The organism is Microvirga sp. 2MCAF38, from assembly GCF_052115485.1.
In the GTDB taxonomy this organism is placed as follows: domain Bacteria; phylum Pseudomonadota; class Alphaproteobacteria; order Rhizobiales; family Beijerinckiaceae; genus Microvirga.
The window spans coordinates 369,746-392,736 of the sequence record NZ_JBFRGU010000004.1 but is presented as its reverse complement, the minus strand read 5'-3'; the positions used below and the strand labels follow the sequence as shown (position 1 = coordinate 392,736).

The window sequence follows — 22,991 nt, the reverse complement described above, 5'->3', positions numbered from 1 at the left end:
TCATGGGTCCTGATGCTCCGCCCATCGAAGCTTGACTTCGATATATGTACGATAGCGTTCAAATCGAGCCCTGAGATTCATCCTTTGGGCGAACTTGAAATTGCTCACCCTCTGGCGCAGCGCAGAATTGCCGATACGGTCCTGCCGTCGCTTGGTCGGCTAATATTGCCTGATCGGCTGCGTGGCCTCGAGAATGGCGTTCAGGCCCACATTGGCGTCATTCGAAAAGCCGGTCCGCTGCACGGCCTGAAACACCTGCTTCGCATCGTCATAGCGTCCGAGTTTGAAATAGGACCAACCACGCAACAGCATCAGATCGTTCTGCTCGGGCACAATCCTGGCGCGTTCGCCAAGGGCGAGGATCACCTCGACAAAACGGCCTGCGCGATAGGCTGCGACGGCTCGTTGAGCAAGAATCGTCGCGCTCAATTCGACTTGACGCCGCGGCTCCTGAGGCGCTTCCGCCGCCGCGATTGCCGCTTGCGAGGTCAGGTCCTTGCGCAGATAGGCCAGCGATTTGCCGTAAGCGGCGTCTTGCCGGGTCCGTCCGTTCCCCCGTTTGATCGCTTGATCGAAAGCCGTTACCGCCTCAAGGGGGCGGTTGAGTTCCATCAGGCACCACCCGAGCGTCACGGCTGCGTCCGGAGAAAGGGCATGGGGATTGCCGGTCCCGGTGCACTTGGCGCCGCGGCCGGCTTGAGTGCGTGGCACATTCGCTCGCGTGGTCGGGACGTCGTTCGGATACCTATTTTCGGCGCGCTGCGTGGGAGCTGCTCTCGGCTGCGGGATAGGTTCGGCACGTGGCTGGACCGCGATGATTTCATCGCGGCTGGGCGTGAGCGGTTGACTCTCCACTGGGAGGCGCGTGCCCGGTCGGCCATCCGCCAGATCGGCGATCTGCTGCGAGCGTGCGCGCCAGGCGTTGGCAATGGAGGCGAACCCCGTGCGATCGTTCAGCCGCTGGTAGGACAGCGCGAGCCCGTAAGCCGAGGGTTCGTCGTCGGGTTTCCAGCTCAGCGCCTTCATGAACCAGTCGCGCGCGGTGCGGAACTGGTTGGTGTTGTAAGAGTACCAGCCAAGCGCCTGGCCGCCATTGCTGAATCTCTCACGCGTGATGACCGGTATGGAGCGTGCGATGATTTCAGGATCGACACGCAATGGCGGGTCTTGACTCAAGAGAGCCGTAATCACGTCGAGATAGACGCTGAGATTGTCTTTCGATTTGTCGTGCCATTCATATGCGATGGCATCGGCGGGAACGAATTGGTTGAGCGCGCGCAAGGAGAGCGCCAGTCCTTCGGCGGCTTTCGCACCACCATCGCGGTCGAGCGCGATCTTGAACCAATCCCGCGCCTTTTCCGGCTGCGCGTGATGGTAATTGTACCAGCCGAGCAGGAGCGCATTGCCCGGCGCGCTCTCACCTTCTGCGAGACGCTCCACAACGGCCAGATCCTCGGGCGCAGCTTTCAGCTTGGGGTCGGTGGAGGCACGCTCGACGCGCTTGCGCGCCAGCTCGTCCCGCACTTCACTGAAATCGTCCTGATCTGTGCCGGTCTTGCGCTCGAATTTCAACAGGTCGAGTATCGGCGCCTCGGGCAGAAGCGACACCGCCTTTTGCAAGGTCGCGAGACGCTCCGAGCGATTGTTACAATTCGACAGGATGTAAGTGTAGACGTCCTTCGTGCGCGAAGCCTGGTTCGTCTTCGAGAAGGCTTCCGCCACGCGCCACAGGGCGTCCACGTTGGCGCAGGTGAGAAGGGTGGGCGTCTCGGTCGCGATGGAGAGCACCGTGCGCCATTGGCTGTTGTCCGACGCGTTGGTGAGGCGGATGCGTGCTTCTGCGACGTCGAGTGCGCTTATCAGATCCGCCGGAGGTTTCCATTGCGGCTCCGACGCCGAGCGATCAGCGATGGCCGCGCGAGCCTCGGCAATGCGGCCTTCGGCATAGAGCGCCCAGATCTTATCCGTCGCCGCATCGGGCTGTGGTCCGCTCGGCGTAGAGAGTTGTGTCAGATCGGTCGGCGGAGTCCAGTTGGGATAGAGTGCACGCAGGCGAGCGATTTCCGCATCCACACGGCGTGTATCACCTTGAGCCGCGAAATAACGCAAGGCCGATTCGTCCACCTGTATCGGCGCCGATTGAGGCGCGGTGGGGCTCGCTCCTGGCGGGTTTGTTGTCGGCGCAGGCGCTTGAGCGGTGAGAACGCCGTTCGTGAGCACGGGCGTCGTGGCTTGCCGAAGATTGGGATTTCCGCCACCGGTCTGAGCGCTGGCGGAGAAGGCCGCGCTGGCGAACAGAGTCGCTATGATGCCACGGATCAAAGGCATTGAGGGTACTTCTCGCCCAGAAACGCCATCGAAAGCAGGTACAGGGTCGACGGATAGTAGAGATTCGGTTCGAACGTCTTCAGCGAAGCCGGCACCGGCGTCTTGTCCATGACGCAAGCCAATGTCGCCGCGAGCGCGTCATAGCCCTGGTCCGTCAGGCGCTCTTTCACCTGGCCGGTCGTAACGTTGACGATTGCGACACCTTCATTGCCGAGCCAGCGCTGCTTCAACGTTTTCAACCACTCCACATCCGACATCCCTGCTCTCAAGAGGTAAAGAGGTATCCTTAACGAGTTGTAACCAAACTCGGGTGGAAAGCCATCGGCCGGCCCAATCTGGCCCTTCTCGCGAATCGAGAGCCAATCCGCCGGCAGGCGCGTTTTCGTTTGGTCGACCTGTTGCAGAAGCGTGATGCCCTCGCGCCAGACGCCGTTCCAATCATATTCGGGTGCCAGGGCGGCAAGCGTCGGAAAGGCTTCGAAAACCCAGTAGGACAGATTGATGATCGGGCCGTCGGGCCGGTCGGCCAAACCGAAGCCTGTTGAGCCGGGCAGGAGCACGGGACGGCCCGTGCCGCGCACGATTGCACTGCGGCCGATAGCTCTCGCGATGCTCTGCGCGGCCTGCACGTAGCGGGAGTCGCGCCAGGAGGCCCCGGCTCTGGCAAGCGCATAGGCGATCAGGATATCACCGTCGGTCGCGTTGTTGCGGTCGGAGACATTGGGCCTCGCGTCGGGATCCCATTTCCACACGGAGAGGCCGTCGTCGCGAATGAGGAACTGGGTGAACGTGAAGGTCCAGATCTGCTCGAAGGTCTTTCTGTCGCCGGCGGCGAAGGCGAGCAGCAGGCCGTATCCCTGTCCCTCGCTGTGGCTGATGTCGCCGTTGGCGTTGTCGATGACACGTCCGGTAGGGGCTACGAAACGGGCGCGGTAAGCGTCCCAATCAGTCGAGGATATCGTGCCTTCGATCTTCAGGCGTCCAAGCTCCGTGCTCCCCGCAGCGTGCATCGACACCACCAGAAAGCCTAAGATGATCCAAAGCCGGGTCAGAGGTCCCGCAATCATGACTTGCGCCCCAGCCGCTTCAGGAGGAAATACGTCGTCCCGCCGAGCGCCGCGCAGCACACCACCAGAAGCAGCGCGTATTGAAGGATGTTGATGGACATCCAGTTCGCCGCGACGAGCCGCAGATTGAAAAGCGAGAACGGCTGCGTCTGCACGAAGGTGAACGATCGCACCGGCTGTGTCTCGATCCAGCCGTCGTCGGCGCCGAGCGTGACGATGCGTCCGGAAACTTGCGGCCAGAGACCGGGTTCCGTCATTCGCGCGGTCGAGTCCGCCAATTCGCTCTCCGTGCGGGCGGTCATGACGGTCCAGGTTCCCTCACCTTCCGAATCGTCTTGCGCCAGAAGCAGCGTCGCGCGCTGAGGCGGCTCGAATGCGGAGCTCGCGCTGTTTTGAAGGGTGAGAGAAGCAACGGACAGGTTGAAGGTCTGCTCGACCCAGGCCTTGAAGGAATCGAGGCGCGTCTGCAGGAACCCGCGACGCGAAAGGGATTCCGACCAGTGTTTGCGGATATCGTCCGTCGAGCCTTGCGCCGCGCGATCGGTCAGACTTCGTTCAGGTGTGGCGTGCTCGCCATCGCTTGCGACGCGCTGACCTTCCGAGCCCGGGGCCGCCGAACTGGTCCGCACCGGCATGGGGGTCGATTGCCAGATCGTGCGGGTTCTCTCCGCCACGCCGACGCGTGACAGCATGCCTTGGGGCAATTGATCGATCGCACCAATGAAGACCGTCGTGGGATCGCCGACGACAGCCGCATTGGCGAAGGTGGCGCGGACGGGTGTGCCCGAATCCCGGGCCATGCGCGCAAGAAGGGTACCCGTAGTGGCGTAGAGAAGCGGGTTCTGTCGCGCGAGAACGAAGGTCGCCGGCACATTCCCGAGAGGAAAGCCGCCCGCGCTCATCGCCGCGAGATCAGGGAGGCGGCCGATACGCCCGAAGGTCGGAAGCTCGAAGCTCGTCGTATCGAAGAGCGCAAAGCGGCTGGTCTCGGAGAGCGTTCCTCCCGGCGGGCATCGGTCATCCGCATCGGTCATCAGCACGGCCTCGAACCAGAGGTCATTGATGCCGGGCCGGAAATTCCGCATGGGGATGCGGATCGGATGACGACGGAAGATATCACCCTTCGCCGTGATGCGCATGGTCGCGCTGATATGGTCGTTTACATAAAGATCGATATGACTGCCGGGTCGCACGGCGGGAGTGTAGGCGGCATCGAGATAGAGCAGCGCCTCGCCATAATCGTTCGCATAAAAATCAGCGGGTAGGTTGATCGCGAAACGTGCCCGAAACCGGCGTCCGGAAAACTCCTGGGTGGGGATTCCGAGATCGGAGAACTTGACTGAGCGCGCCGCCTGAAATGTGGGTGTATCCGGCCACATCCATGAGGCGTTATCCAGGCTGTTGCGCTCGGCGGGCCGGTTGTTGACCATCGCGTTGGCAATCACGTTGATCGCGGTGTCGAGGTCGGCCCAGCCCGGTCCGGAAACGACAAGCGCTGGAGATCCCGCGTCCTGCGTCACGAGTGCAATCGGTTGGCTGATGGCTGCTTCGGGAGGCAGCACCATGATACCGCGCAACTCGCTCGCAGGGCCCAAGAAAACCTTGATCGTTCCGGGCTGAACCCGGCCCGGATCGGTTTCCGAGACCTTCACCACCGGATGCGCGTAGCGGCCCCGTAGCGAAACCATCTGAACGAGGCGAAGCAGGCGATCGCGCATCTCTGGGCGGTAAAGCTTCGGCGCGATGACATGGATCGTGGTCGCGCCGGTCGCGTCGACTCCGACGGCCGGCAAATCCTCGAGACCGCGCAGGAACCGGGGCGTGTTCTCGCCGAAGACGATGGCGGTCGAAGCGGAATCCACTTCCGTCCACAATTCGTAGGTCGCACGCACCGTGCAATCGGTGCGATGGCGCTGGACGACTTCGAGGCGAACGATGTTTTGCCCCGGACGCAGCAGACCTGCGCGAACCGGCAGAATGACCCGCTGTATATTCTGCGCGGATGCGATCGGTGTATCGATGACAAGTTCGCCGTTGATGTGCGCCCGGATGCGCGACGCTTCCGGCATGACCACCACCGCGTTGCGATAGCCGAGAGCGAGGCTCGCGCTCGCTGCCGCTTCGTCCTGTGTCAGATAAATCGCCCAACTGCGGGCATCGACTTCACCATCGAGGCGAACGGTCGCGGACGGCAGAATCGGTTTTTCATTGCGCGGCATGGCGCGCGCGACGGGTGTTGCTGTCGGCTTGACCGCTGGAGGCTGCGGTTGCGCGGGGCGCGGTTGTGCGACGGTTGGGCTCGGCGCAGGCTGCGTGCCTGGGGGCGTCATATTGAATGGGGCGGGTGCGGTGGGTACTCCGATTTGAGAAGGCCGGCGCATGTCGAAGGGCGCGGCCGTCGCGGAGGGAGCCGCTGGCGGTGCTTGCGGACGCTCGGCCTCGACAGGCGGAGCGGCCGGCTTGTCCGGATTCATGCTGAACGGTGCGACCTGCGCCGCAGCGGCCGTGACGTTGAGGATCAGAAGCGCGGGAAGGGTGCGGGTCAGAAAGAGGCGAAACGACACGAGCATCCCCTACTGGGCCGTTGTCGAAGCGGCTGTGGGAGCCGGCGCTACGGGCGGGTTGGAGACGCCGAGCTTTTGCAACCCGAACAGGTAAGCAAGGCCGCGGCCGGTCTGATAAAGTGACACGGCGAGGAACCACAAGGTGCCGCGCAAGACGCCGATATCGTGATGGCGGCGCTTCTGGAAGGCGCTCCACTGGTCGGCGTTTGCGAAAACGAGATCCGCGATCAGCTGATGATGAACAGGCTCCAACGTCTGGAAGCGGCATCCGACCAGGATACCCTTTTCATCCATGCTCATCTTGCGCACGTCGACGGGAAGAGAGTTCGACGTCAGGGGGATGTGCGGCTTGAACTCGACGGTGCCGATCGCGCCTTTCTTCAAACCGTCGAGGGAGGATTGGTGCAGTCTGAAGCGTGCGCCACCGACGGAAACGTCCTCGATCACACCATCAACCGACTGACCGCCCAAAACGAATTTGCACGGGCGATTCGCGAGCACACGATGGCTCTGGCGACGCACTGCGCGCTCGGACACGACGCCGAGCGCACATCCTGCGATGATGAGATTCAGAAGGTTCCACCCGCCGGTCACGAGTGCCACATCCGCCTTGTAGGGTTCGGCCCAGATCCGCACGACGGTTGCGACGACGCCGAGCAGAAGAATACCGAAGATGATGAAGAACGGAGCGCCGAGTTCCGAGATGCGGCTCTGGCTCATGGATTGGTTCTTGGCGGTCACCTTGAAGGTCGGCTTGCCCGGATTGGCGATCACCGAAAGGATCGCGGGCAAGAGGTAAACGCTCTGGATGAACTCATACAAATCCGAGATCCACGGCCAGCGATACCGCCCGTAGAGGTAGTTCTGCATCATGAGATTCACGAGCATGTAGGTCGATGTGTAGGCGAGGAATTCCCCACCGGAGGCTGTGAAGATTTCGAGCGAAAAGAAAAGGTAGCACAGCGGCGAAATCAGAAAGAAGCAGCGCGTGAAGGGGAACAGCCAGAACAGAACGCTCGAGATATAGCAGAGCCGCTGCGGCAACTTCAGGCCGCGTTTGAGCGGCGGAAAGCGGTAGCGCATGATCTGCATCATGCCCTGCGCCCAGCGGGAGCGTTGGCCGATGAAGCTCGCGAAGGTTTCTGGCTGAAGCCCGGCGATCAGCGGCTTGTCCACATAGATGCTGGTCCAGCCACGCGAATGCAATTCGAGCGCCGTTTCGCAATCTTCCGTGATGCTCAATCCGCTGAATCCGCTCGTCTCCTGCAGCGCCTCGCGCCGCAGGACAGCGGCCGAGCCGCAGAAGAAAGCGGCATTCCATTTGTCGAGGCCGCGCTGGATGATGCCGTAAAACATCTCATTCTCGGACGGCATGGTCTGGAACGTACCGAGATTGCGCTCGAGCGGGTCGGGATTGAGGAAGAAATGCGGCGTCTGAACGAGGAAAAGGTTTTTCTCGACCGCGAAATAGCCGATGGTTTCCTGCAGGAAGGATCGTGCGGGCGCGTGATCGGCATCGAACACCACCACGAGATCGCCCGTGGAATGTTCGAGGCCGTTATTGAGATTTCCCGCCTTCGCATGGACGTTGCGCGCGCGCGTCACATAGCGACAATCGAGGGCCTCGCAGAGTTTGTGCAGCTCGGCACGGCGAGCCTTCGCTTCGTTCGCCGTCTGGGCATTGTTGGAATTGCACTTCTCGTCCGTGCCGCCATCGTCGAGAAGCCAGACGGTGAACTTGTCGCGCGGGTAATCCATGGCGCGCGCAGCGGCGAGCGTCGTCGCGAGCAGGCCGCTGTCCTCGTTGTAGCTCGGGACGAAAACATCGACTGTCGGGAGATTGTTGTGATCGAGCTTGGGGGCATCGCGGGGCGGGAGCGGGCTCGATACGACGAAGAGGCTGAGAAACAGCATCATGACGCTGTACATCTCGGCCGCGTAGAGCAGGAAGGCAGGGATGTAGTTGGCGATCTCGGCTATCGGCGGCAGGGTGCTGGTGGTGCGCCAGAAGACATAACGCAGAACGATTGCCGTCCCCAGCGCCAGCGCGACCTGCCGCCAGATGCCCTCCGCGCGGAAAAATTTCAGAACGATCATGCAGGTCACGACGACGAGACCGGCGATCAAATGGGCCTGGAGGCTGATCGGAAGCGCGACGAGCAGAAGAACGATTGCGGAGGCCGCGGCCCAAAAGGCCACAATGATTCCCTGTCTCATCATCCCTCGTTCTCGCTCAATCTTTCTCTACGGCAGGTCTTCAAGCAATTTCTTGCATTGAAAGGGTTTCGCGCCAGTTAATGTTCTTTAATTTGCCTTCTCTCGTTCGACTATAGTCAGTCTTTTCTTTCGCGATTGTTTTGACGGGCTGATGACACCAAGGTCACGGCGGCGGCGGGACAACTGGGAAGCCGAGGCGATCCTCGGTAAGGGAGGCCGGGCGTGTCACGTTTTCGGTCTCGGGTGCGATAACGGGAGGCTTGGCCGGCGCGCGACGGATCACGGTTTGCGGCCGGGGGCTCGGCGGCGGGGCGGTCCGCAAAACGGTTACGCCTGTGGGGAGAGGATAGACGGGGGCATCGATCTGGCCGAGCTGCGGGGAAACCGGGCCGGGTGAACCGTAGGGATTCCAGCCTCTTGCCTCGAAATAGGCCGAAATCGTGTAAGCATACATGGTCCGAAGCAACTGCTCTTCGGTTGCGCCGGCTTCGCAGAGGCGCAGGCGTACCGAGACGATGCCGCTCGTCGAGAAAATCGCGTTCTCCGTGGGCTCGATTAGCTGCCAGGCATAGAGGCAGAGATCGCGAGCGGCGGAGTAACCCAAAGCGTAGCCGAAGGGGCCGTATTTGTTCTGAACGAAGTAGGGTGACGGCCTCATGTCGATTCCGGGGAGCCGGGCGTCCATCTCGACCTGGATCCGTTCCGTCGTGATTCGCCGGATTGTCAAAACGTCGTCGTTTTCCGTCAACGCATCGGGGTCGTTCATCATGCTGACCCAGAAAGCATTCTGGCCCACCCCTTCGGCGGCTGTCGAGAGCGCGACTTCCTGAGAAACGCCGTTCAGAAACTTATTTTCGACGACGGCCACCACAGCCGGTCCACCCGGTGGGGGAACCACGATAGCCTTGATCACCGGGACTTCGGTCGCCAGGGTCTTGAAATGCAGGTCGGAGCGCATCGAGCAGGCGGGCAGCAGCAGGATTGCGCCCGTAACGGCAAATCGTTTCCAGTGCTCGGCAGCCATGACTAGCGCTCGGGAGAGACCACTTCGGGGTGCCGCTTGAGCCTTCGAGAATCTGCTTATGAAGTCGGTTTGGGACCTGGGGAACATATCATTTCGAGAAAAAGCGGCGTGATCGAAGGCGAAGGAATCTCTTGGCGCTGGGGCTCCCGAATTGGTGGCTGACGGGCCTTTTGCCGCGTGGCGGCGTACGTAGCGGAATGCTTGAGAAGATATGGCTAATCATAGTTAACGATGGGTAAAGCGTCGGTACGAAAGAGTTGTGTCAGCCTGAAATTCCTTGGTTTTTCGGGGATTTTTGGGAATCGGACAGCACGGGCATGACGTAGAGTTACGCACCCAATCGCCGATCCGGAAAGGTCGAGGAGATGGCGCCGTGACACATGCGCGTAATGCTGCCGGGGACCGTGCGTTCATGCGTGGAGTGCATAGGCTCGGCTGGCGTGGGACTTGACCTGACTCGGGTGCGGCATAAAGTGCCGCCAGCGACTCGGACCGCCTTGCCCGTCGTGCCATTGCCCGTTCCGGGCGTGTTTTCCTTAACCGTTGCTTCTTCAGTGCTTCCCGCTCTTTGTCGAGCGGCGGGCCGTTTTTGATCCTTTGGACGTTTCCGCGATGAAGACCTCTTTTCTCCGCAATGCGCTCGTGCTCGGCATGTTGTCCGCCATCGGGCCCTTCGCCATCGATATGTATCTGCCGGCCTTCCCGGCCATCGCCCGCGAGCTTCAGTCGGATATCGGCGCGGTGCAGATGAGCCTGATGAGCTTCTTCAGTGCCGTTGCAATCTTTCAGATCATTTATGGCCCGGTCTCGGATCATGTGGGGCGCAAGCCGCCGCTCTATTTCGGCCTGACGCTCTTCATCCTCGGCGCGATCGGCTGCAGTTTCGCGCCCAACGCGGAAGTCTTGATTGCTTTCCGCTTCCTGCAGGGCATCGGCGCCTGCGCGAGCATGGTGATCACGCGCGCCATCATCCGCGATCTGCACACCGGGGCCGAGGCGGCGCGCCTCATGGCGACGACCATGCTCGTCTTCAGCGTCTCGCCGATTCTCGCGCCGCTCGCGGGCAGCGCGCTGACCGAGTTCTTCAACTGGCGCATCATCTTCTGGGCCATCGCGGCGATCGGCGTGGCTGGTCTTGCCGTGGTCGCGCTCCTTCTGCCGGAAACGCGAAAGCCTTCGACGCAGGAGCGCAGCGTCAGTGAGATCCTGCGCACTTATCGTTCTCTCTTGAAGGACTGGCACTTTCTCGGCCTTGTCTTTATCGGAGGCCTCGGTCAGTCGAGCTTCTTCGCCTATCTGGCAGGCTCGTCGGTGGTCTTCATCGAGCATTTCGGCTTGTCGCCCTCGCGCTACAGCCTTGTCTTCGCGTCGAACGCCATCGCGTTCATCGGCGGTGCGCAGTTCAACAGCACGCTCATGCGCCGCTTCGGAGCGCCACGCGTTGTGCTGACTGCAATCTCGATCTTCGCGTGCCTGACGTTCCTGCTCCTGGTCGTGACACTTTCCGGTGTCGATCACGCTGTCGTGCTGTGGGCGATGCTCTTCATGTCCTTCGGCTGCCTTGGCCTCGTCATTCCCTCGACGGCCGTGCTGGCGCTCGAATCGCATGGCCCTATCGCGGGAACGGCCTCTGCCTTGATGGGGACGTTGCAACTTGCGACCGGCGCGCTTGTGATCGTCCTCGTCAGTGCGTTCTTCAATGGAACGGCCCTGTCCATGGTCGTGGCGATCGCGTCTTGCGGCCTGACGGCCTGTGCCTTGAGCTGGAACGTGCTGCGCCGCCCGCGCGTTTTTGCAAAAGCCTAGGGCCCGATGGTGCGCTAACCCATGCGGGTCTTGGCTAGAATCCAGTCGCGGAAGGAGCGCACGAGCGGTGCTTCCGCCTTCGTTTCGGGATAGACGAGGTAGTAGGCTCCGTCGCTGACGAGGCTTTGCGGGAAGAGGATTTCCAACCGCCCGGAGGCGAGTTCGTCGGCGATCAGGAAATGCGGCACGAGCGCCGCGCCGAGTCCCGATACGGCGGCCTGCGCGACCATGGCGAATTGCTCGAAGCGGGGACCACGAAGAGGATTGCTCCCCTCCACACCGCAACTCGCGAACCACTCGGCCCAGGCGGTCGGGCGCGTGCTCTGCTGGAGCAGCGTCGCCCGCGTCAGGTCGCTTGGCGAGCCGATGTTCTCCCGCCGCCGATAGGCTGGGCTGCAGACCGGCACCACTTCCTCGTCCCGCAGGCGCTCGCAAATCGCTCCGGGCCAATGTGGCTGGCCGAAATGGATCGCGGCGTCGAAGGGATCCGTGCCGAAATCGAAAGGGACGAGCCGCACCCCGAAATTCACGGTGACGCCGGGATGAAGCGTAAAGAATTCCGGCATGCGTGGAATGAGCCAGCGGGTGCCGAAGGTCGGCAAAACCGCGAGGTTGAGAACGCCATGAGTTCCCGATAGCGCTATGGCCTGGTGGGTCGCCGTGGAGAGATCGGCCAGCATCGCGCGGACATTCGCCGCATACATGCGCCCCACATCGGTGAGCACCACCCGCTGCCGCGAGCGGCTGAACAGGGAGACGCCGAGAGACTCCTCCAGATGCTGGATCTGCCGGGAAACCGCGCTTTGCGTCAGGTTCAATTCCGCCGCCGCTCGCGACACGCTGCCATGCCTTGCCGTGGCCTCGAAAGCCAGAAGGTTGCCGATACCCGGCAGAAAACCCCGTCGAAACACAATTCATTCCATTTAAGAATAACCTGCTTCGAAGATGTCTCTTTACATCCGCCCTGTCCAGCGCGACTTTGCCCGCCAAATCGAAGGATTGTCGGTCGTTTGCCCCGTTTGGGCAGCCCGATCTTGGAAGAGGTAAAATCATGTCAGTCGCACTCGCGAAGTTCCATTGGGAAGACCCGCTTCTGCTGGACGACCTTCTCACCGATGATGAGCGCATGATCCGCGACACCGCGCGCGCCTATGCTCAGGAAAAGCTCCTTCCGCGCGTGATCGATGCTTACCGGGAAGAGAAGACGGACCGCGCCATCTTCGACGAGATGGGCGAACTTGGCCTTCTGGGTGTGACGCTGCCGGAGGATTACGGCTGCGCGGCCGCTTCCTACGTGGCCTATGGCCTCGTGGCTCGCGAGGTCGAGCGCGTCGATTCCGGCTATCGCTCGATGATGAGCGTCCAATCCTCCCTGGTCATGTATCCGATCTACGCCTACGGCACGGAGGAGCAGCGCAAGAAATATCTGCCGAAGCTCGCCACCGGCGAATATGTCGGCTGCTTCGGCCTGACCGAACCCGATGCGGGTTCCGATCCAGGCGGCATGACCACCCGCGCGGAAAAGATCGACGGCGGCTATCGCCTCACCGGCACCAAGATGTGGATTTCGAACTCCCCCATCGCCGACGTGTTCGTGGTGTGGGCGAAGTCGGCGGCGCACGGCAACGAGATTCGCGGATTCGTTCTCGACAAGGGCATGAAGGGTCTCTCCGCACCGAAGATCGGCGGCAAGCTTTCGCTTCGCGCCTCCATCACCGGCGAGATCGTCATGGATGGCGTCGAAGTGTCGGAAGATGCGTTGCTGCCGAACGTGTCCGGCCTGAAGGGCCCCTTCGGCTGCCTTAACCGCGCGCGCTACGGCATCTCCTGGGGTGCCATGGGTGCAGCGGAGGATTGCTGGCACCGTGCGCGTCAATACACCCTCGACCGCAAGCAGTTCGGCAAGCCGCTGGCGCAGACGCAGCTCGTGCAGAAAAAGCTCGCGGACATGATGACGGAAATCACGCTGGGCCTGCACGCATCCTTGCGCGTCGGGCGTCTCTTCGACGAAGGCCGCCTTGCACCGGAGATGATCTCCCTCGTCAAACGCAACAATTGCGGCAAGGCGCTCGATATCGCCCGGACATCGCGCGACATGCACGGCGGCAACGGCATTCAGGAAGAATACCACGTGATGCGCCACCTCCAGAACCTGGAGACGGTCAACACCTACGAGGGCACGCACGACGTCCACGCATTGATTCTGGGCCGTGCGCAGACCGGGCTGCAGGCGTTCTTCTGAGCATTTTCCGCAAAGGTGGAAAGCAGGTTTTGCGAAAGAAAGTGCGATCATAAAGGACGGCGACTGCAATCATGACGAAGCCGCTTGAGGGACTGAAAGTCCTCGAACTCGCTCGCATTCTCGCCGGCCCCTGGGTCGGCCAGCTTCTCGCCGATCTCGGCGCGGATGTGGTGAAGGTGGAGCGTACCGGTGCGGGTGATGACACGCGCGGCTGGGGTCCGCCCTTCATCGAGGGCGCGGATGGAGATCATCTCTCGGCGGCTTATTTTCATGCCTGCAATCGCGGCAAGCGTTCCATCGAGGCGGATTTCGAGACGCCCGAAGGGCAGGCGCTCGTGCGCAAGCTCGCCGCGCATGCAGATGTTGTCATCGAGAACTTCAAGGTCGGCGGCTTGGAGAAATACGGGCTCGACTACAAGAGCCTGAAAGCCGTCAACCCCCGCCTCGTCTATTGTTCGATCACAGGGTTCGGCCAGAACGGGCCTTATGCGGCGCGCGCCGGCTACGACTTCATGATCCAGGGCATGGGCGGCATCATGGATCTAACGGGTGAGCCGCAAGGCGAACCGCAGAAGATCGGTGTCGCCTACGTGGACATTTTCACGGGTGTCTATTCCGTCGTCGGCATTCTCGCGGCCTTGCGCCGCCGCGATGAGACGGGAGAGGGCGCGCATCTCGACATGGCGCTCCTCGATGTGCAGACGAGCGTTCTCGCCAATCAGGCCATGAACTACCTCGCCTCCGGCGTTTCGCCCCGGCGCATGGGTAACGCGCATCCGAACATCGTGCCCTATCAGGTGTTTCCGGTCTCGGATGGTCATGTGATCGTCGCGGTGGGCAACGATGGGCAGTTCGCGCGGTTCGTCGCTGTCCTCGGTCAGCCGGAATTGGCGCAGGATCCACGGTTCAGGACCAATGCGGACCGGGTTCGCGCGCGCTCCGAGTTGATTCCCGGATTGACTGCTTTGACCTTGAAATTCACGCGCGATGGGCTTCTCGCGGCCTTGGAAAAGGCAGGCGTGCCGGCTGGCCCGATCAACACCGTGGCCGATGTCTTCGACGATCCGCAGGTGATCGCGCGGGGCATGAAGATCGAGCTCCCGGCGCCCGGTGCAAAACAGGGCACGATCCCTTCCGTCCGCTCGCCTATCGTCCTTGACGGAGAGCCGATGGCGGCCGGGCGTCCCTCGCCGCGATTGGGCGAGCATACGGATGCGGTGCTGAACGATCCGTCCTGGATCGGTTGAGGTCGCTTACTCGGCGAACCCCTTGTCCAGAAGGCGATTAACCGCCGTCACGACCTTTTCGCGGTCGACGTCGCCGAAGGGGCTGATGTCGTGCAATTCGAGGCTGCACATTCCTTCAACCGCAAGCCATGCGATGAGGGCCGCGTCGGGGTCTTCCGAAGTCGTCTTGAGATGTTCGAGAGCCTCTTGCAGCACTTGCCGGACAGGTTCCAAAAGCTTCGGGTTTTCGGAGGAGGCCGCGAGCATGCCGTTCGAGATCTCCTTCATTTTGCCCGTGCGCATCTTCAACGCCGCGTTCACACAAAGGCGGGCCTCGAGGTTGCGGCCGCCAAGCTTCGACCGAAGGGCCTCACGCTCGGCTGTCACCTCGTCGATCATGCGCTGGATCATGCCCTGAAGCAGCGCATCCTTCGTGGGAAAATTATAGAGAAGGCCGCCTTTGCTCAGGCCCGCGCGCTCGGCCACCGCGTCGAGCGTCAGGCGGCCTGAGCCGATCTCGCTGACAAGCTCCGCCGCAGCGTCGAGAATCTTCTCGCGCGAACTTTTGCGGCCCCGAATGCAATTGAACATCTAGTACTCTTGCGCCAAACCGTCCAGACGGTATATAAATGACTTCTAGGCATTGGCGTCAATAGAAACTTCAGCTAATGCCAACCTCCACAATCAGAGAGCTATCCGGGCTGGCCGGACCACAGGAATTTCGGAAGATCGAAATGAAGCGCCGCATCGTCATCAGCATCGTATTCATCCTGGCGATAGGGCTTTGCGCCGGCCTGGTATGGTTCAACTTTTTCCGCGCGAAGATGATCGCGAACTTCTTCGCGAATATGCCGCAGCCGGCACAGACGGTTTCAGCGATCAAAGTGGAAGCCAGGACATGGACGCCCGGAATCGACGCCATCGGCACGGCCAAGGCCGCCAACGGCGTGGAACTCGCGGTGGAAACCTCTGGCATCATCAAGCAGATCAACTTCAAACCGAACCAGTATGTGACCGAAGGCACGCTGCTCGCTCAGATCGACGACGCGGTTGACCGCGCCGACCTTCAGGACGTGCAAGCGGCCGTGAAGCTCGGCGAAGCGGCTTATGAGCGCGCCAAGACCTTGACCGCGCGCGGCTACGGCACCGAGGCGTCCTATGACGAGATCGTCGCCAAGTTGGCGACCGCCCGCTCGCGTCAGAATCGCCTGCAAGCCATCATCAATCAGAAAGGTTTGAAGGCCCCGTTCTCCGGAGTCATCGGCATTCCGCGCATCGATGTGGGTCAATATGTGCAGACCGGCACGACTGTGGCGAGCTTTCAGGACCTCGATTCCATGAAGGTCGATTTCACGGTTCCCGAGCAGATGGCCGACAAGATCAAGCTCGGCCAGGAAGTGCGCGTGGGCGTGAACGAGAAGACGCTCAAGTTCGTGGGCCACGTGATCGGCAAGGATCCGCGTGTCGACCCGCAGACCCGCCTCGTGGCGGTGCAGGCGCTTATCGAGAACAACAAGGACCGGGCTCTCCTTCCCGGCCAGTTCCTGCATGTGCGAGCCGTTCTCCCGACGGAAGACAACGTCGTCACGGTGCCGCAAACGGCTGTGATCACAAGCCTGTACGGGAATTATGTCTTCACGATCGAGCCGACCGAGAAGGACGGCAAGACCATCGACATCGTCAAACAGGTGTTTGTGAAGTCCGGCCGTCGTGAGGGCGACGTCATCGAGATTCTTTCGGGCGTCACGCCCGGCCAGCAGGTCGTCATGTCGGGCCAGAACAAGCTTCAGGCCGGGGCCGCCGTGAAGATCGACAACAGCATCGACGTGACGAAGCTCGACGCTTCGAAGCTTGCGAACGGACAATAGGCTTAGCGCCATGAGTTTCACGGAACTGTTCATCCGCCGCCCCGTCCTGTCGATGGTGGTGAGCCTCCTGATCTTGCTGCTTGGCGCTCAGGGGCTGATCAGCCTTCAGGTGCGGCAATATCCCGAAGTCGAGGAAACCACGGTCACGATCACGACCGCCTATGTGGGCGCGAGCGCGGATCTGATGCAGGGCTTCATCAGCACGCCTATCGCCAAGGCGGTATCGAGCGCTGAAGGTGTCGACTATGTCAGCTCGCAAAGCCGCCAGGGTCTGAGCACCGTCTCGGTGCGCATGCGCCTGAATACGGACCCGAACGCAGCTCTGACCGAGGTGACGTCGAAGGTTCAGCAGGTGCGGGCGCAGCTGCCCAGCGATGCCGAAGATCCGGTGATCATGAAGGGCACGGGGCAGACCTTCGCTCTCATGTATATCACCTTCGCCTCGACGGAGATGAACCCCGAGCAGGTGTCGGAATTCCTGACGCGCGTGATCCAACCTCGCTTCGCGACGCTCGAGGGTGTCGGCTCGGCTGAAATTCTCGGCGGGCGCGATTTCTCCATGCGCGTGTGGATCGACCCGATCCGGTTGGCCGCACGCGGCGTGACCGCGGGTGAGGTCGTAGGCGCGATCCAGGCCAGCAACTTCCTCGCGGCACCCGGCAAAACGAAGAACGATTTCGTCGCCTACGCCATCGAGATGCAGACGACCCTGCAGACGCCGGAATCCTTCGGCATGTTGCCGGTCCGCACCAACGGCGACCAGATCGTCCGCCTGCGCGATGTCGCCAATGTCGAATTGGGTCCGAAAAGCACGGACACCATCGTCAGCTTCAATGGCAAGGAAGGCACCTTCATCGGCGTCACGCCGACGCCCTCCGCCAATCCGCTCACTGTGGCTGAGGCCGTCAACAAGGCGATCGACGAAGTTCGCCCGACCTTGCCGAAGGGCATGACGGTCCAGGTCGTCTATGATGCGTCGAACTTCATTTCGGCGTCGATCACGGAAGTGTTCAAGACCATCGGCGAGGCGGGCCTCATCGTTATCGTCGTGATCCTGCTCTTCCTGGGCTCGTTCCGCTCGGTGGTGATCCCTATCGTCACGATTCCGCTCTCGCTCATCGGTGTCTGTTTCGTGCTTTACGCGCTCGGATACTCGATCAACCTGCTCACCCTGCTCGCCATGGTGCTGGCCATCGGTCTCGTGGTCGACGACGCCATTGTCGTAGTGGAGAATATTCACCGGCACATCGAAGAGGGATTGAAACCGGTCGATGCGGCCGTCGTCGGCATGAAGGAGATCTTCGGTCCCATCGTGTCGATGACGATCACGCTGGCTGCGGTTTATGCGCCCATCGGCTTCACGCAGGGTCTCACGGGTGCGCTCTTCCGCGAGTTCGCGTTCACGCTGGCGGGAGCGGTCATCATCTCGGGTATCGTCGCGGTGACGTTGTCGCCGATGATGTCCTCGAAACTTCTGAAGCCGCATGAAAAGAATGCACGCGGTTTCGCGGCCTTCGTGGATCGCAATTTCACCCGGCTCGAGAACTGGTACGCCCGGCGTCTCTCCGGTTCGCTGGATGTCCGCCCGGTGACGCTCGTCATCGTCGCGGCCTTGCTGGCGACGACCGTTTTCATGTTCACCAAGACACCGTCCGAGCTTGCGCCTGAAGAGGACCAGGGTGCCTATCTCGGTCTCGTCAACGTGCCGCAATATGCGACGCCGGAATACACGCAGGCCTTTTCCAAGCAGTTCACCGGCGCTGCCGACAAGATCCCGGAGATCGAAGATTCCTTCATGATCATCGGCATCGATGGTGGCGGCAGCGGTTTCGTCGGCTTCAAACTGAAGGAATGGGGCGAGCGCACGAAGAAGGGCCCGGTCACTAAACAGGAGATTCAAAACCTGCTGAACGACAATGCCGGCGTTCAGGCTTTCGTCTTCGCACCGCCTTCATTGCCGGGCGCCGGCGGCGGTCTGCCGATCCAATATGTGCTGCGCACGATTTCCGATCCGGCGCAGGCCTACGAAGTGGCCGAACAGGTCAAGCAGAAGGCGCAGGCCTCGGGCAAGTTCATCGTGGCCGTCAACTCGATGTCGTATCAGACGCCTCGCGCGCGGATCATCATCGACCGAGACCGCGCGGCGGTTCTGGGGGTGCGGATCAGCGAGATCGGTACCACTCTCGGTGCCCTGGTCGGCGGAGCGCAGATCTCCAAGTTCGATCGTGACAACCGCAGCTACGATGTTATTCCGCAGGTCACGCAGAATGCTCGTCTGAATCCGGAGAGGCTCGGCGAGTATTATGTGCGGGCGGCGGATGGCACGATGGTGCCGCTATCCGCTTTGGTACGGGTTGAGACTAATGCGGCTCCGGCTTCGATCGATCAGTTCAACCAGCTCAACTCCGCGACGATTTCGGCGCTGCCTATGCCGGGTGTGACGACGTCGGAAGGCTTGCAGATCCTGCGGGATATCGCACAGCAGGTCATGCCGAGCGGCTTCTATACGGACTATGCGGGCCAATCCCGCCTCGAGGTCCAAGAGGGCAGTTCCATCGCGATGGCCTTCGGCCTTGCGGTCATCGTCATCTATCTGGTGCTCGCCGCGCAGTTCGAGAGCTTCCGCGATCCGTTCATCATCATGATGTCGGTGCCGCTCTCCATGTTCGGCGCGATGATGTTCCTCTATGTGGGCCTTGCCACATTGAACATCTACACCCAGGTCGGCCTGATCACGCTTGTCGGCCTGATCACAAAGCACGGCATCCTGATGGTGGAGTTCGCCAACGAGTTGAAGCACAAGCATAGGCTCAAGCGCCGCGCGGCGATCGAGGAGGCGGCGAAGGTTCGTCTTCGTCCGATTCTGATGACGACGGCGGCCATGGTGCTCGGCGTTGCCCCGCTCATCTACGCCAGCGGCGCTGGTGCGGCGGCGCGCTTCTCCATGGGTCTCGTCATCGCCTCGGGTATGTCCGTCGGCACGATCTTCACGCTCTTCGTCGTGCCGATGTTCTACACCTTCATTGCGAAGGAAACGCCGGACGCGGCCGAGGAGAAAAAGCCTCACTTGCAGCAACAGGCGATTGCAGCCGAATAAGAAAAAGGCCGGGCATTGCCCGGCCTTTTTCATTTCGTCTATTTGGACGAAATACAATTAGCGAGCGATCTCGCCTTCCACTTCCACGAAGGGCGAAATCGACTTGAAGCCGGCCTCTTCGGCGGCCTTGCGAATCGCATCTCCGACTTCCTTGGAATGGATTTCGACGCTCTGGCCCGTGCGCGAGCAGACGAACATCACCTTGACCGCGCCTACATCGACCTCGCCATGGGAGACGATGTATGAGTTTTGCGTCGCCAGACGGTGAACGAGACCCGCGTCACGAAGGAAGTCGAGGGCCCGATAAATAGTGACCGGGGCAATGCGGCGAGACTTGCTGCTCAACCGTTCCACCAGATCGTAAGCGCCGACCGGGCCGCCGCTTTGCACGAGTTCGCGATAAACGCGCTCGCGCATCGGTGTCATGCGCAGCCTGTTCTCACGGCACACTTCATCCGCTCGTTGGAGCAGATCGCTATCTTCTTTAATCCGATCTTGAGCAATCGCCACGGGACCTCTCCTGCGTTGGAAACCTACCCATTCATATAGGTAAGTAATGGGATCCGCAATGTGGTAGCGTTGCAATTTATACTTGCAGCAATGCAATAACCTTCCGCAAGGAAAGATCAATGTAACGCTATGTCATCTCAATAAGCAGGTCTCACAAAGACCGCGAATTTCAACCGTAGTCTTCTTGGGATGAAATTGGTTTGCTTCGCTCCATCGATCAAGGCGCTCATCGATGGTCGGGTCGCTGAATTCCGTAACTGTTCCGCACGTTTCACAGATCGCGAAGGCCGCCATCTCGTGTGGGTGCGTGTGCTTACACACGACGTAGGCATTCAGGCTCTCCAGCCGGTGGGCCAAGCCCTTCTCGATCAGCTTGTCGAGAGATCGGTATATCGTAGGAGGGGTCACGGCACCCTTGGCGCGCATCTGATCCAGCACCTCATAGGCCGAGAGCGGATTCTGGGCAGCCGCCAGAATCGTGTGAACGCGCTTTTGCGTATCGTTCAGCGAGTCCAGGGAATGATCGTGATGCGCGCCCATGGGGAGGTTACCGGTTCAGGTTGTCATATAGTATATTATACGGCCATTTGAAGGCCGTTGTTCAAAGCTTTCGTGACTGAACATTTCCGCGCTGACAAGCGCTCATCCAAGGCACCGGTATGCCCGCTATGGGTGATTCAGGTCGCCCTGCAACGAATGGGCGACATTTTATCGTGGGGTGCTCGCCAACCGCGAATCGGCCGCAGGACGCGCGTTTGCTAGACCGGAACCCAGGCCGCCTTCCGCTGCGAGGAGCGCACGGCGGCATCGATGAAGCGCACCCCCCGCACCCCGTGCTCGACAGTTGGCGCTTGCAAGGAGTACGGATGCGGGTCGCGTCCCTCGATACGGGCCACGATTTGTTCTGCCACATCGGCATAGATCTGTGCAAAGCCTTCCAGATAGCCTTCCGGATGTCCCGCCGGGATGCGGCAGGCGGCGCGCGAGATCTCGCTGGTGCTCGCACCGTTGCGGCGGATGAGACGCTGCGGCTCGTTCAAAGGGGAGAAGATGAGGACGTTCGGGTTTTCCTGATGCCATTCCAGCCCCGCCTTTTCGCCATAGACGCGAATTCGCAGGCCGTTCTCCAACCCGGCGGCGACCTGGCTGCACCAGAGCATGCCCTTCGCGCCGGAATTGAAGCGCAGCAGCATATGCGCATTATCATCGAGCCGACGGCCTTCGACGAAGGTGTGCAGCTCGGCTGAGAGCGATAAGACCTCATCGTTGGTGATGAACTCGGCGAGATTGAAGGCATGCGTGCCGATATCGCCCACGGCTCCGGCCGGCCCTGAACGCGCGGGATCAGTGCGCCATTCCGCTTGCTTGTTGCCGGTTCCCTCGGTGCGGGTGGCAAGCCAATCCTGTGCGTATTCCACCTGCACGACACGGATGGCGCCGAGTTCGCCCGCTTGCACCATGGCACGAGCCTGCCGCACCAACGGATAGCCGGTATAGTTGTGCGTGACCGCGAAGATGAGGCCGGAGTCGCGGGCGAGTTTTGCAAGCTGATCCGCCTCGCGGCGTGTCGTCGTCAGCGGCTTGTCGCAGATCACGTGAATGCCTGCTTTGAGGAAAGCGCGCGCGGCAGAAGCATGGGCGTGGTTCGGCGTGACAATGGCGACCGCATCGATACCGTCTTTCAAGCGCCGCTCGCGCCGGGCCATCTCATTGTAATCACCGTAAATGCGATCCGCTTTCAAAAGGAGATCCTGGCCCGAATGTAGCGCGCGTTCCGGGTCGGAGGAAAGCGCGCCGGCGACAAGCTCCCAGTGATCGTCGAGCCGCGATGCGATGCGATGCACCGCACCGATGAAAGCGCCGCGTCCGCCGCCCACCATGCCGAGCCGCAAGCGGCGCTTGATTGTCTGGTCCTGTGATCCCGTGATCGACATTGTGTTCTACTCCGCCGCCTTTTGCAGGACATCGAGCCCGAGCATGCGGCGATTGGCTGCCTCATCCGTTCCGCCGGAGGCGAAGTCGTCAAAGGCTTTTTCGGTCACGCGAATGATGTGCGATTGAATGAAGTCCGCGCCTTCGCGTGCGCCGTCCTCGGGATGCTTCAGGCAGCACTCCCATTCCAGCACCGCCCAGGAATCGTAATCGTATTGTGCGAGCTTCGAGAAGATCGCCCCGAAGTCGACCTGTCCGTCGCCAAGCGAGCGGAAGCGTCCTGCGCGGTTGATCCAGCTCTCATAACCCCCATAGACGCCGACACGTCCGCTCGGGTTGAACTCCGCATCCTTGGCATGAAACGCCTTGATGCGTTCGTGATAGAGATCGATGAACGCCACATAATCGAGTTGTTGCAGCAGAAAGTGGCTCGGATCGTAATTGATGCAGGCGCGCGCATGTCCATCGACCGCATCGACGAAGCGCTCGAAAGTGGCGCCGTCGTGAATGTCCTCGCCTGGATGAATTTCGTAGCAGACGTCGCAGCCTGCCTCGTCAAAAGCGTTGAGGATCGGCTTCCAGCGCCGCGCCAGCTCCGCGAAAGCGGTCTCGATGAGACCGTTGGGACGCTGCGGCCAAGGGTACATGAAGGGCCAGGCGAGTGCGCCGGAGAAGGTGACATGCGCGTGAAGGCCGAGCCGCTTCGAGGCTTTTGCCGCCATCAGCATCTGGTCCACGGCCCAGGCCTGCCGCGCGGTCGGATTGCCGCGCACGTCCGGCACCGCAAAACCATCAAAGGCTTCATCGAAGGCCGGATGAACGGCGACGAGCTGACCTTGCAGATGCGTCGAGAGCTCGGTGATCTCAAGACCGTGGCTTTGCACAATGCCTTCGATCTCATCGCAATAACTGGCCGATTCTGCCGCCTTCTTCAGATCGAACAGTCGCGTGTCCCAGGTTGGAATCTGCACGCCCTTGTAACCGAGAGAGGCGGCCCATCGGCAAATTGTGTCGAGCGAATTGAACGGTGCTTCGTCGCTTGCGAATTGCGCGAGGAATAGGCCGGGGCCCTTCATGGTCTTCATCTTCGTCTCCCGAAAGATCCCTCCC

The 22,991-nt window shown here is 61.2% G+C and carries 16 protein-coding genes; 5 read left to right on the top strand and 11 right to left on the bottom strand.

Annotated elements, in window-relative coordinates; translation table 11 throughout:
• Window positions 1-159: 159 nt before the first annotated feature.
• The 5 genes from AB4072_RS10760 to bcsN all read right to left on the bottom strand — a co-directional run bounded on the left by AB4072_RS10760 (window position 160) and on the right by bcsN (window position 9,200).
• A complete protein-coding gene (locus AB4072_RS10760; RefSeq protein ID WP_441967901.1) occupies window positions 160-2,328 on the bottom strand; it encodes a tetratricopeptide repeat protein in 2,169 nt (722 codons plus the stop codon).
• Complete coding sequence (locus AB4072_RS10755; protein ID WP_441967899.1) at window positions 2,319-3,395, bottom strand: glycosyl hydrolase family 8; 1,077 nt, start codon at window positions 3,393-3,395, stop codon at window positions 2,319-2,321. Before AB4072_RS10755 ends, AB4072_RS10760 begins: the two co-directional genes overlap by 10 nt.
• Window positions 3,392-5,959, bottom strand: coding sequence for a cellulose biosynthesis cyclic di-GMP-binding regulatory protein BcsB (locus AB4072_RS10750; protein WP_441967897.1), 2,568 nt, complete (start codon window positions 5,957-5,959; stop codon window positions 3,392-3,394). The genes AB4072_RS10755 and AB4072_RS10750 overlap by 4 nt, the downstream gene beginning before the upstream one ends.
• 9 nt (window positions 5,960-5,968) lie before the next feature.
• Window positions 5,969-8,176, bottom strand: coding sequence for a UDP-forming cellulose synthase catalytic subunit (bcsA, locus tag AB4072_RS10745; protein ID WP_441967895.1), 2,208 nt, complete (start codon window positions 8,174-8,176; stop codon window positions 5,969-5,971).
• Between the two features lie 163 nt (window positions 8,177-8,339).
• On the bottom strand, window positions 8,340-9,200 hold the full coding sequence (bcsN, locus tag AB4072_RS10740; protein WP_441967893.1) for a cellulose biosynthesis protein BcsN: 861 nt from the start codon (window positions 9,198-9,200) through the stop codon (window positions 8,340-8,342).
• 612 nt (window positions 9,201-9,812) lie between these two features.
• On the opposite strand from bcsN, the gene AB4072_RS10735 reads away from it, so the two are divergent.
• Entirely contained in the window at window positions 9,813-11,006 is a 1,194-nt protein-coding gene (locus tag AB4072_RS10735) for a multidrug effflux MFS transporter (RefSeq protein WP_441967891.1), read from the top strand.
• A gap of 14 nt (window positions 11,007-11,020) precedes the next feature.
• Here the strand turns inward: AB4072_RS10735 and AB4072_RS10730 are convergent, their stop codons facing one another.
• Window positions 11,021-11,920 carry a LysR family transcriptional regulator gene (locus tag AB4072_RS10730; protein ID WP_441968088.1) on the bottom strand — a complete coding sequence of 300 codons (900 nt, stop codon included), beginning with the start codon at window positions 11,918-11,920 and terminating at the stop codon, window positions 11,021-11,023.
• 137 nt (window positions 11,921-12,057) lie between these two features.
• Here AB4072_RS10730 and AB4072_RS10725 point away from each other — a divergent pair, with 137 nt between their 5' ends.
• Entirely contained in the window at window positions 12,058-13,248 is a 1,191-nt protein-coding gene (locus AB4072_RS10725; protein WP_441967889.1) for an acyl-CoA dehydrogenase, read from the top strand.
• A 71-nt stretch (window positions 13,249-13,319) separates the two neighbouring features.
• On the top strand, window positions 13,320-14,495 hold the full coding sequence (locus tag AB4072_RS10720; RefSeq protein ID WP_441967887.1) for a CaiB/BaiF CoA transferase family protein: 1,176 nt from the start codon (window positions 13,320-13,322) through the stop codon (window positions 14,493-14,495).
• Between the two features lie 6 nt (window positions 14,496-14,501).
• On the opposite strand, the gene AB4072_RS10715 is transcribed toward AB4072_RS10720, so the two are convergent.
• Entirely contained in the window at window positions 14,502-15,065 is a 564-nt protein-coding gene (locus AB4072_RS10715; protein ID WP_441967885.1) for a TetR/AcrR family transcriptional regulator, read from the bottom strand.
• Window positions 15,066-15,208: 143 nt separating this feature from the next.
• Between AB4072_RS10715 and AB4072_RS10710 the strand changes: the two genes are divergently transcribed.
• Together AB4072_RS10710 and AB4072_RS10705 are read left to right on the top strand one after the other, a co-directional pair.
• On the top strand, window positions 15,209-16,342 hold the full coding sequence (locus AB4072_RS10710; protein WP_441967883.1) for an efflux RND transporter periplasmic adaptor subunit: 1,134 nt from the start codon (window positions 15,209-15,211) through the stop codon (window positions 16,340-16,342).
• A 10-nt stretch (window positions 16,343-16,352) separates the two neighbouring features.
• Window positions 16,353-19,439 carry an efflux RND transporter permease subunit gene (locus AB4072_RS10705; protein WP_441967881.1) on the top strand — a complete coding sequence of 1,029 codons (3,087 nt, stop codon included), beginning with the start codon at window positions 16,353-16,355 and terminating at the stop codon, window positions 19,437-19,439.
• 57 nt (window positions 19,440-19,496) lie between these two features.
• Here AB4072_RS10705 and AB4072_RS10700 read toward each other — a convergent pair whose 3' ends face one another.
• The 4 genes from AB4072_RS10700 to AB4072_RS10685 all read right to left on the bottom strand — a co-directional run bounded on the left by AB4072_RS10700 (window position 19,497) and on the right by AB4072_RS10685 (window position 22,966).
• Window positions 19,497-19,949 carry a Fur family transcriptional regulator gene (locus AB4072_RS10700; RefSeq protein ID WP_441967879.1) on the bottom strand — a complete coding sequence of 151 codons (453 nt, stop codon included), beginning with the start codon at window positions 19,947-19,949 and terminating at the stop codon, window positions 19,497-19,499.
• 132 nt (window positions 19,950-20,081) lie between these two features.
• Window positions 20,082-20,489 (bottom strand): Fur family transcriptional regulator, encoded by a 408-nt coding sequence (locus AB4072_RS10695; protein ID WP_441967877.1) that lies wholly within the window; start codon window positions 20,487-20,489, stop codon window positions 20,082-20,084.
• A gap of 218 nt (window positions 20,490-20,707) precedes the next feature.
• Window positions 20,708-21,883 carry a Gfo/Idh/MocA family protein gene (locus AB4072_RS10690; protein WP_441967875.1) on the bottom strand — a complete coding sequence of 392 codons (1,176 nt, stop codon included), beginning with the start codon at window positions 21,881-21,883 and terminating at the stop codon, window positions 20,708-20,710.
• Window positions 21,884-21,889: 6 nt separating this feature from the next.
• Window positions 21,890-22,966, bottom strand: a complete 1,077-nt coding sequence (locus AB4072_RS10685; protein WP_441967873.1) for a sugar phosphate isomerase/epimerase family protein — start codon at window positions 22,964-22,966, stop codon at window positions 21,890-21,892.
• Window positions 22,967-22,991: the final 25 nt, after the last annotated feature.

What these genes read in the sequence shown, in the direction of transcription:
- AB4072_RS10760 (WP_441967901.1), bottom strand. Translation starts at nt 2,328, where the DNA reads ATGCCTTTGATCCGTGGCATCATAGCGACTCTGTTCGCCAGCGCGGCC.
- AB4072_RS10715 (WP_441967885.1), bottom strand. Translation starts at nt 15,065, where the DNA reads ATGTTCAATTGCATTCGGGGCCGCAAAAGTTCGCGCGAGAAGATTCTC.
- AB4072_RS10705 (WP_441967881.1), top strand. Translation starts at nt 16,353, where the DNA reads ATGAGTTTCACGGAACTGTTCATCCGCCGCCCCGTCCTGTCGATGGTG.
- AB4072_RS10735 (WP_441967891.1), top strand. Translation starts at nt 9,813, where the DNA reads ATGAAGACCTCTTTTCTCCGCAATGCGCTCGTGCTCGGCATGTTGTCC.
- AB4072_RS10695 (WP_441967877.1), bottom strand. Translation starts at nt 20,489, where the DNA reads ATGGGCGCGCATCACGATCATTCCCTGGACTCGCTGAACGATACGCAA.
- bcsA (WP_441967895.1), bottom strand. Translation starts at nt 8,176, where the DNA reads ATGAGACAGGGAATCATTGTGGCCTTTTGGGCCGCGGCCTCCGCAATC.
- bcsN (WP_441967893.1), bottom strand. Translation starts at nt 9,200, where the DNA reads ATGGCTGCCGAGCACTGGAAACGATTTGCCGTTACGGGCGCAATCCTG.
- AB4072_RS10690 (WP_441967875.1), bottom strand. Translation starts at nt 21,883, where the DNA reads ATGTCGATCACGGGATCACAGGACCAGACAATCAAGCGCCGCTTGCGG.
- AB4072_RS10720 (WP_441967887.1), top strand. Translation starts at nt 13,320, where the DNA reads ATGACGAAGCCGCTTGAGGGACTGAAAGTCCTCGAACTCGCTCGCATT.
- AB4072_RS10710 (WP_441967883.1), top strand. Translation starts at nt 15,209, where the DNA reads ATGAAGCGCCGCATCGTCATCAGCATCGTATTCATCCTGGCGATAGGG.
- AB4072_RS10725 (WP_441967889.1), top strand. Translation starts at nt 12,058, where the DNA reads ATGTCAGTCGCACTCGCGAAGTTCCATTGGGAAGACCCGCTTCTGCTG.
- AB4072_RS10755 (WP_441967899.1), bottom strand. Translation starts at nt 3,395, where the DNA reads ATGATTGCGGGACCTCTGACCCGGCTTTGGATCATCTTAGGCTTTCTG.
- AB4072_RS10685 (WP_441967873.1), bottom strand. Translation starts at nt 22,966, where the DNA reads ATGAAGACCATGAAGGGCCCCGGCCTATTCCTCGCGCAATTCGCAAGC.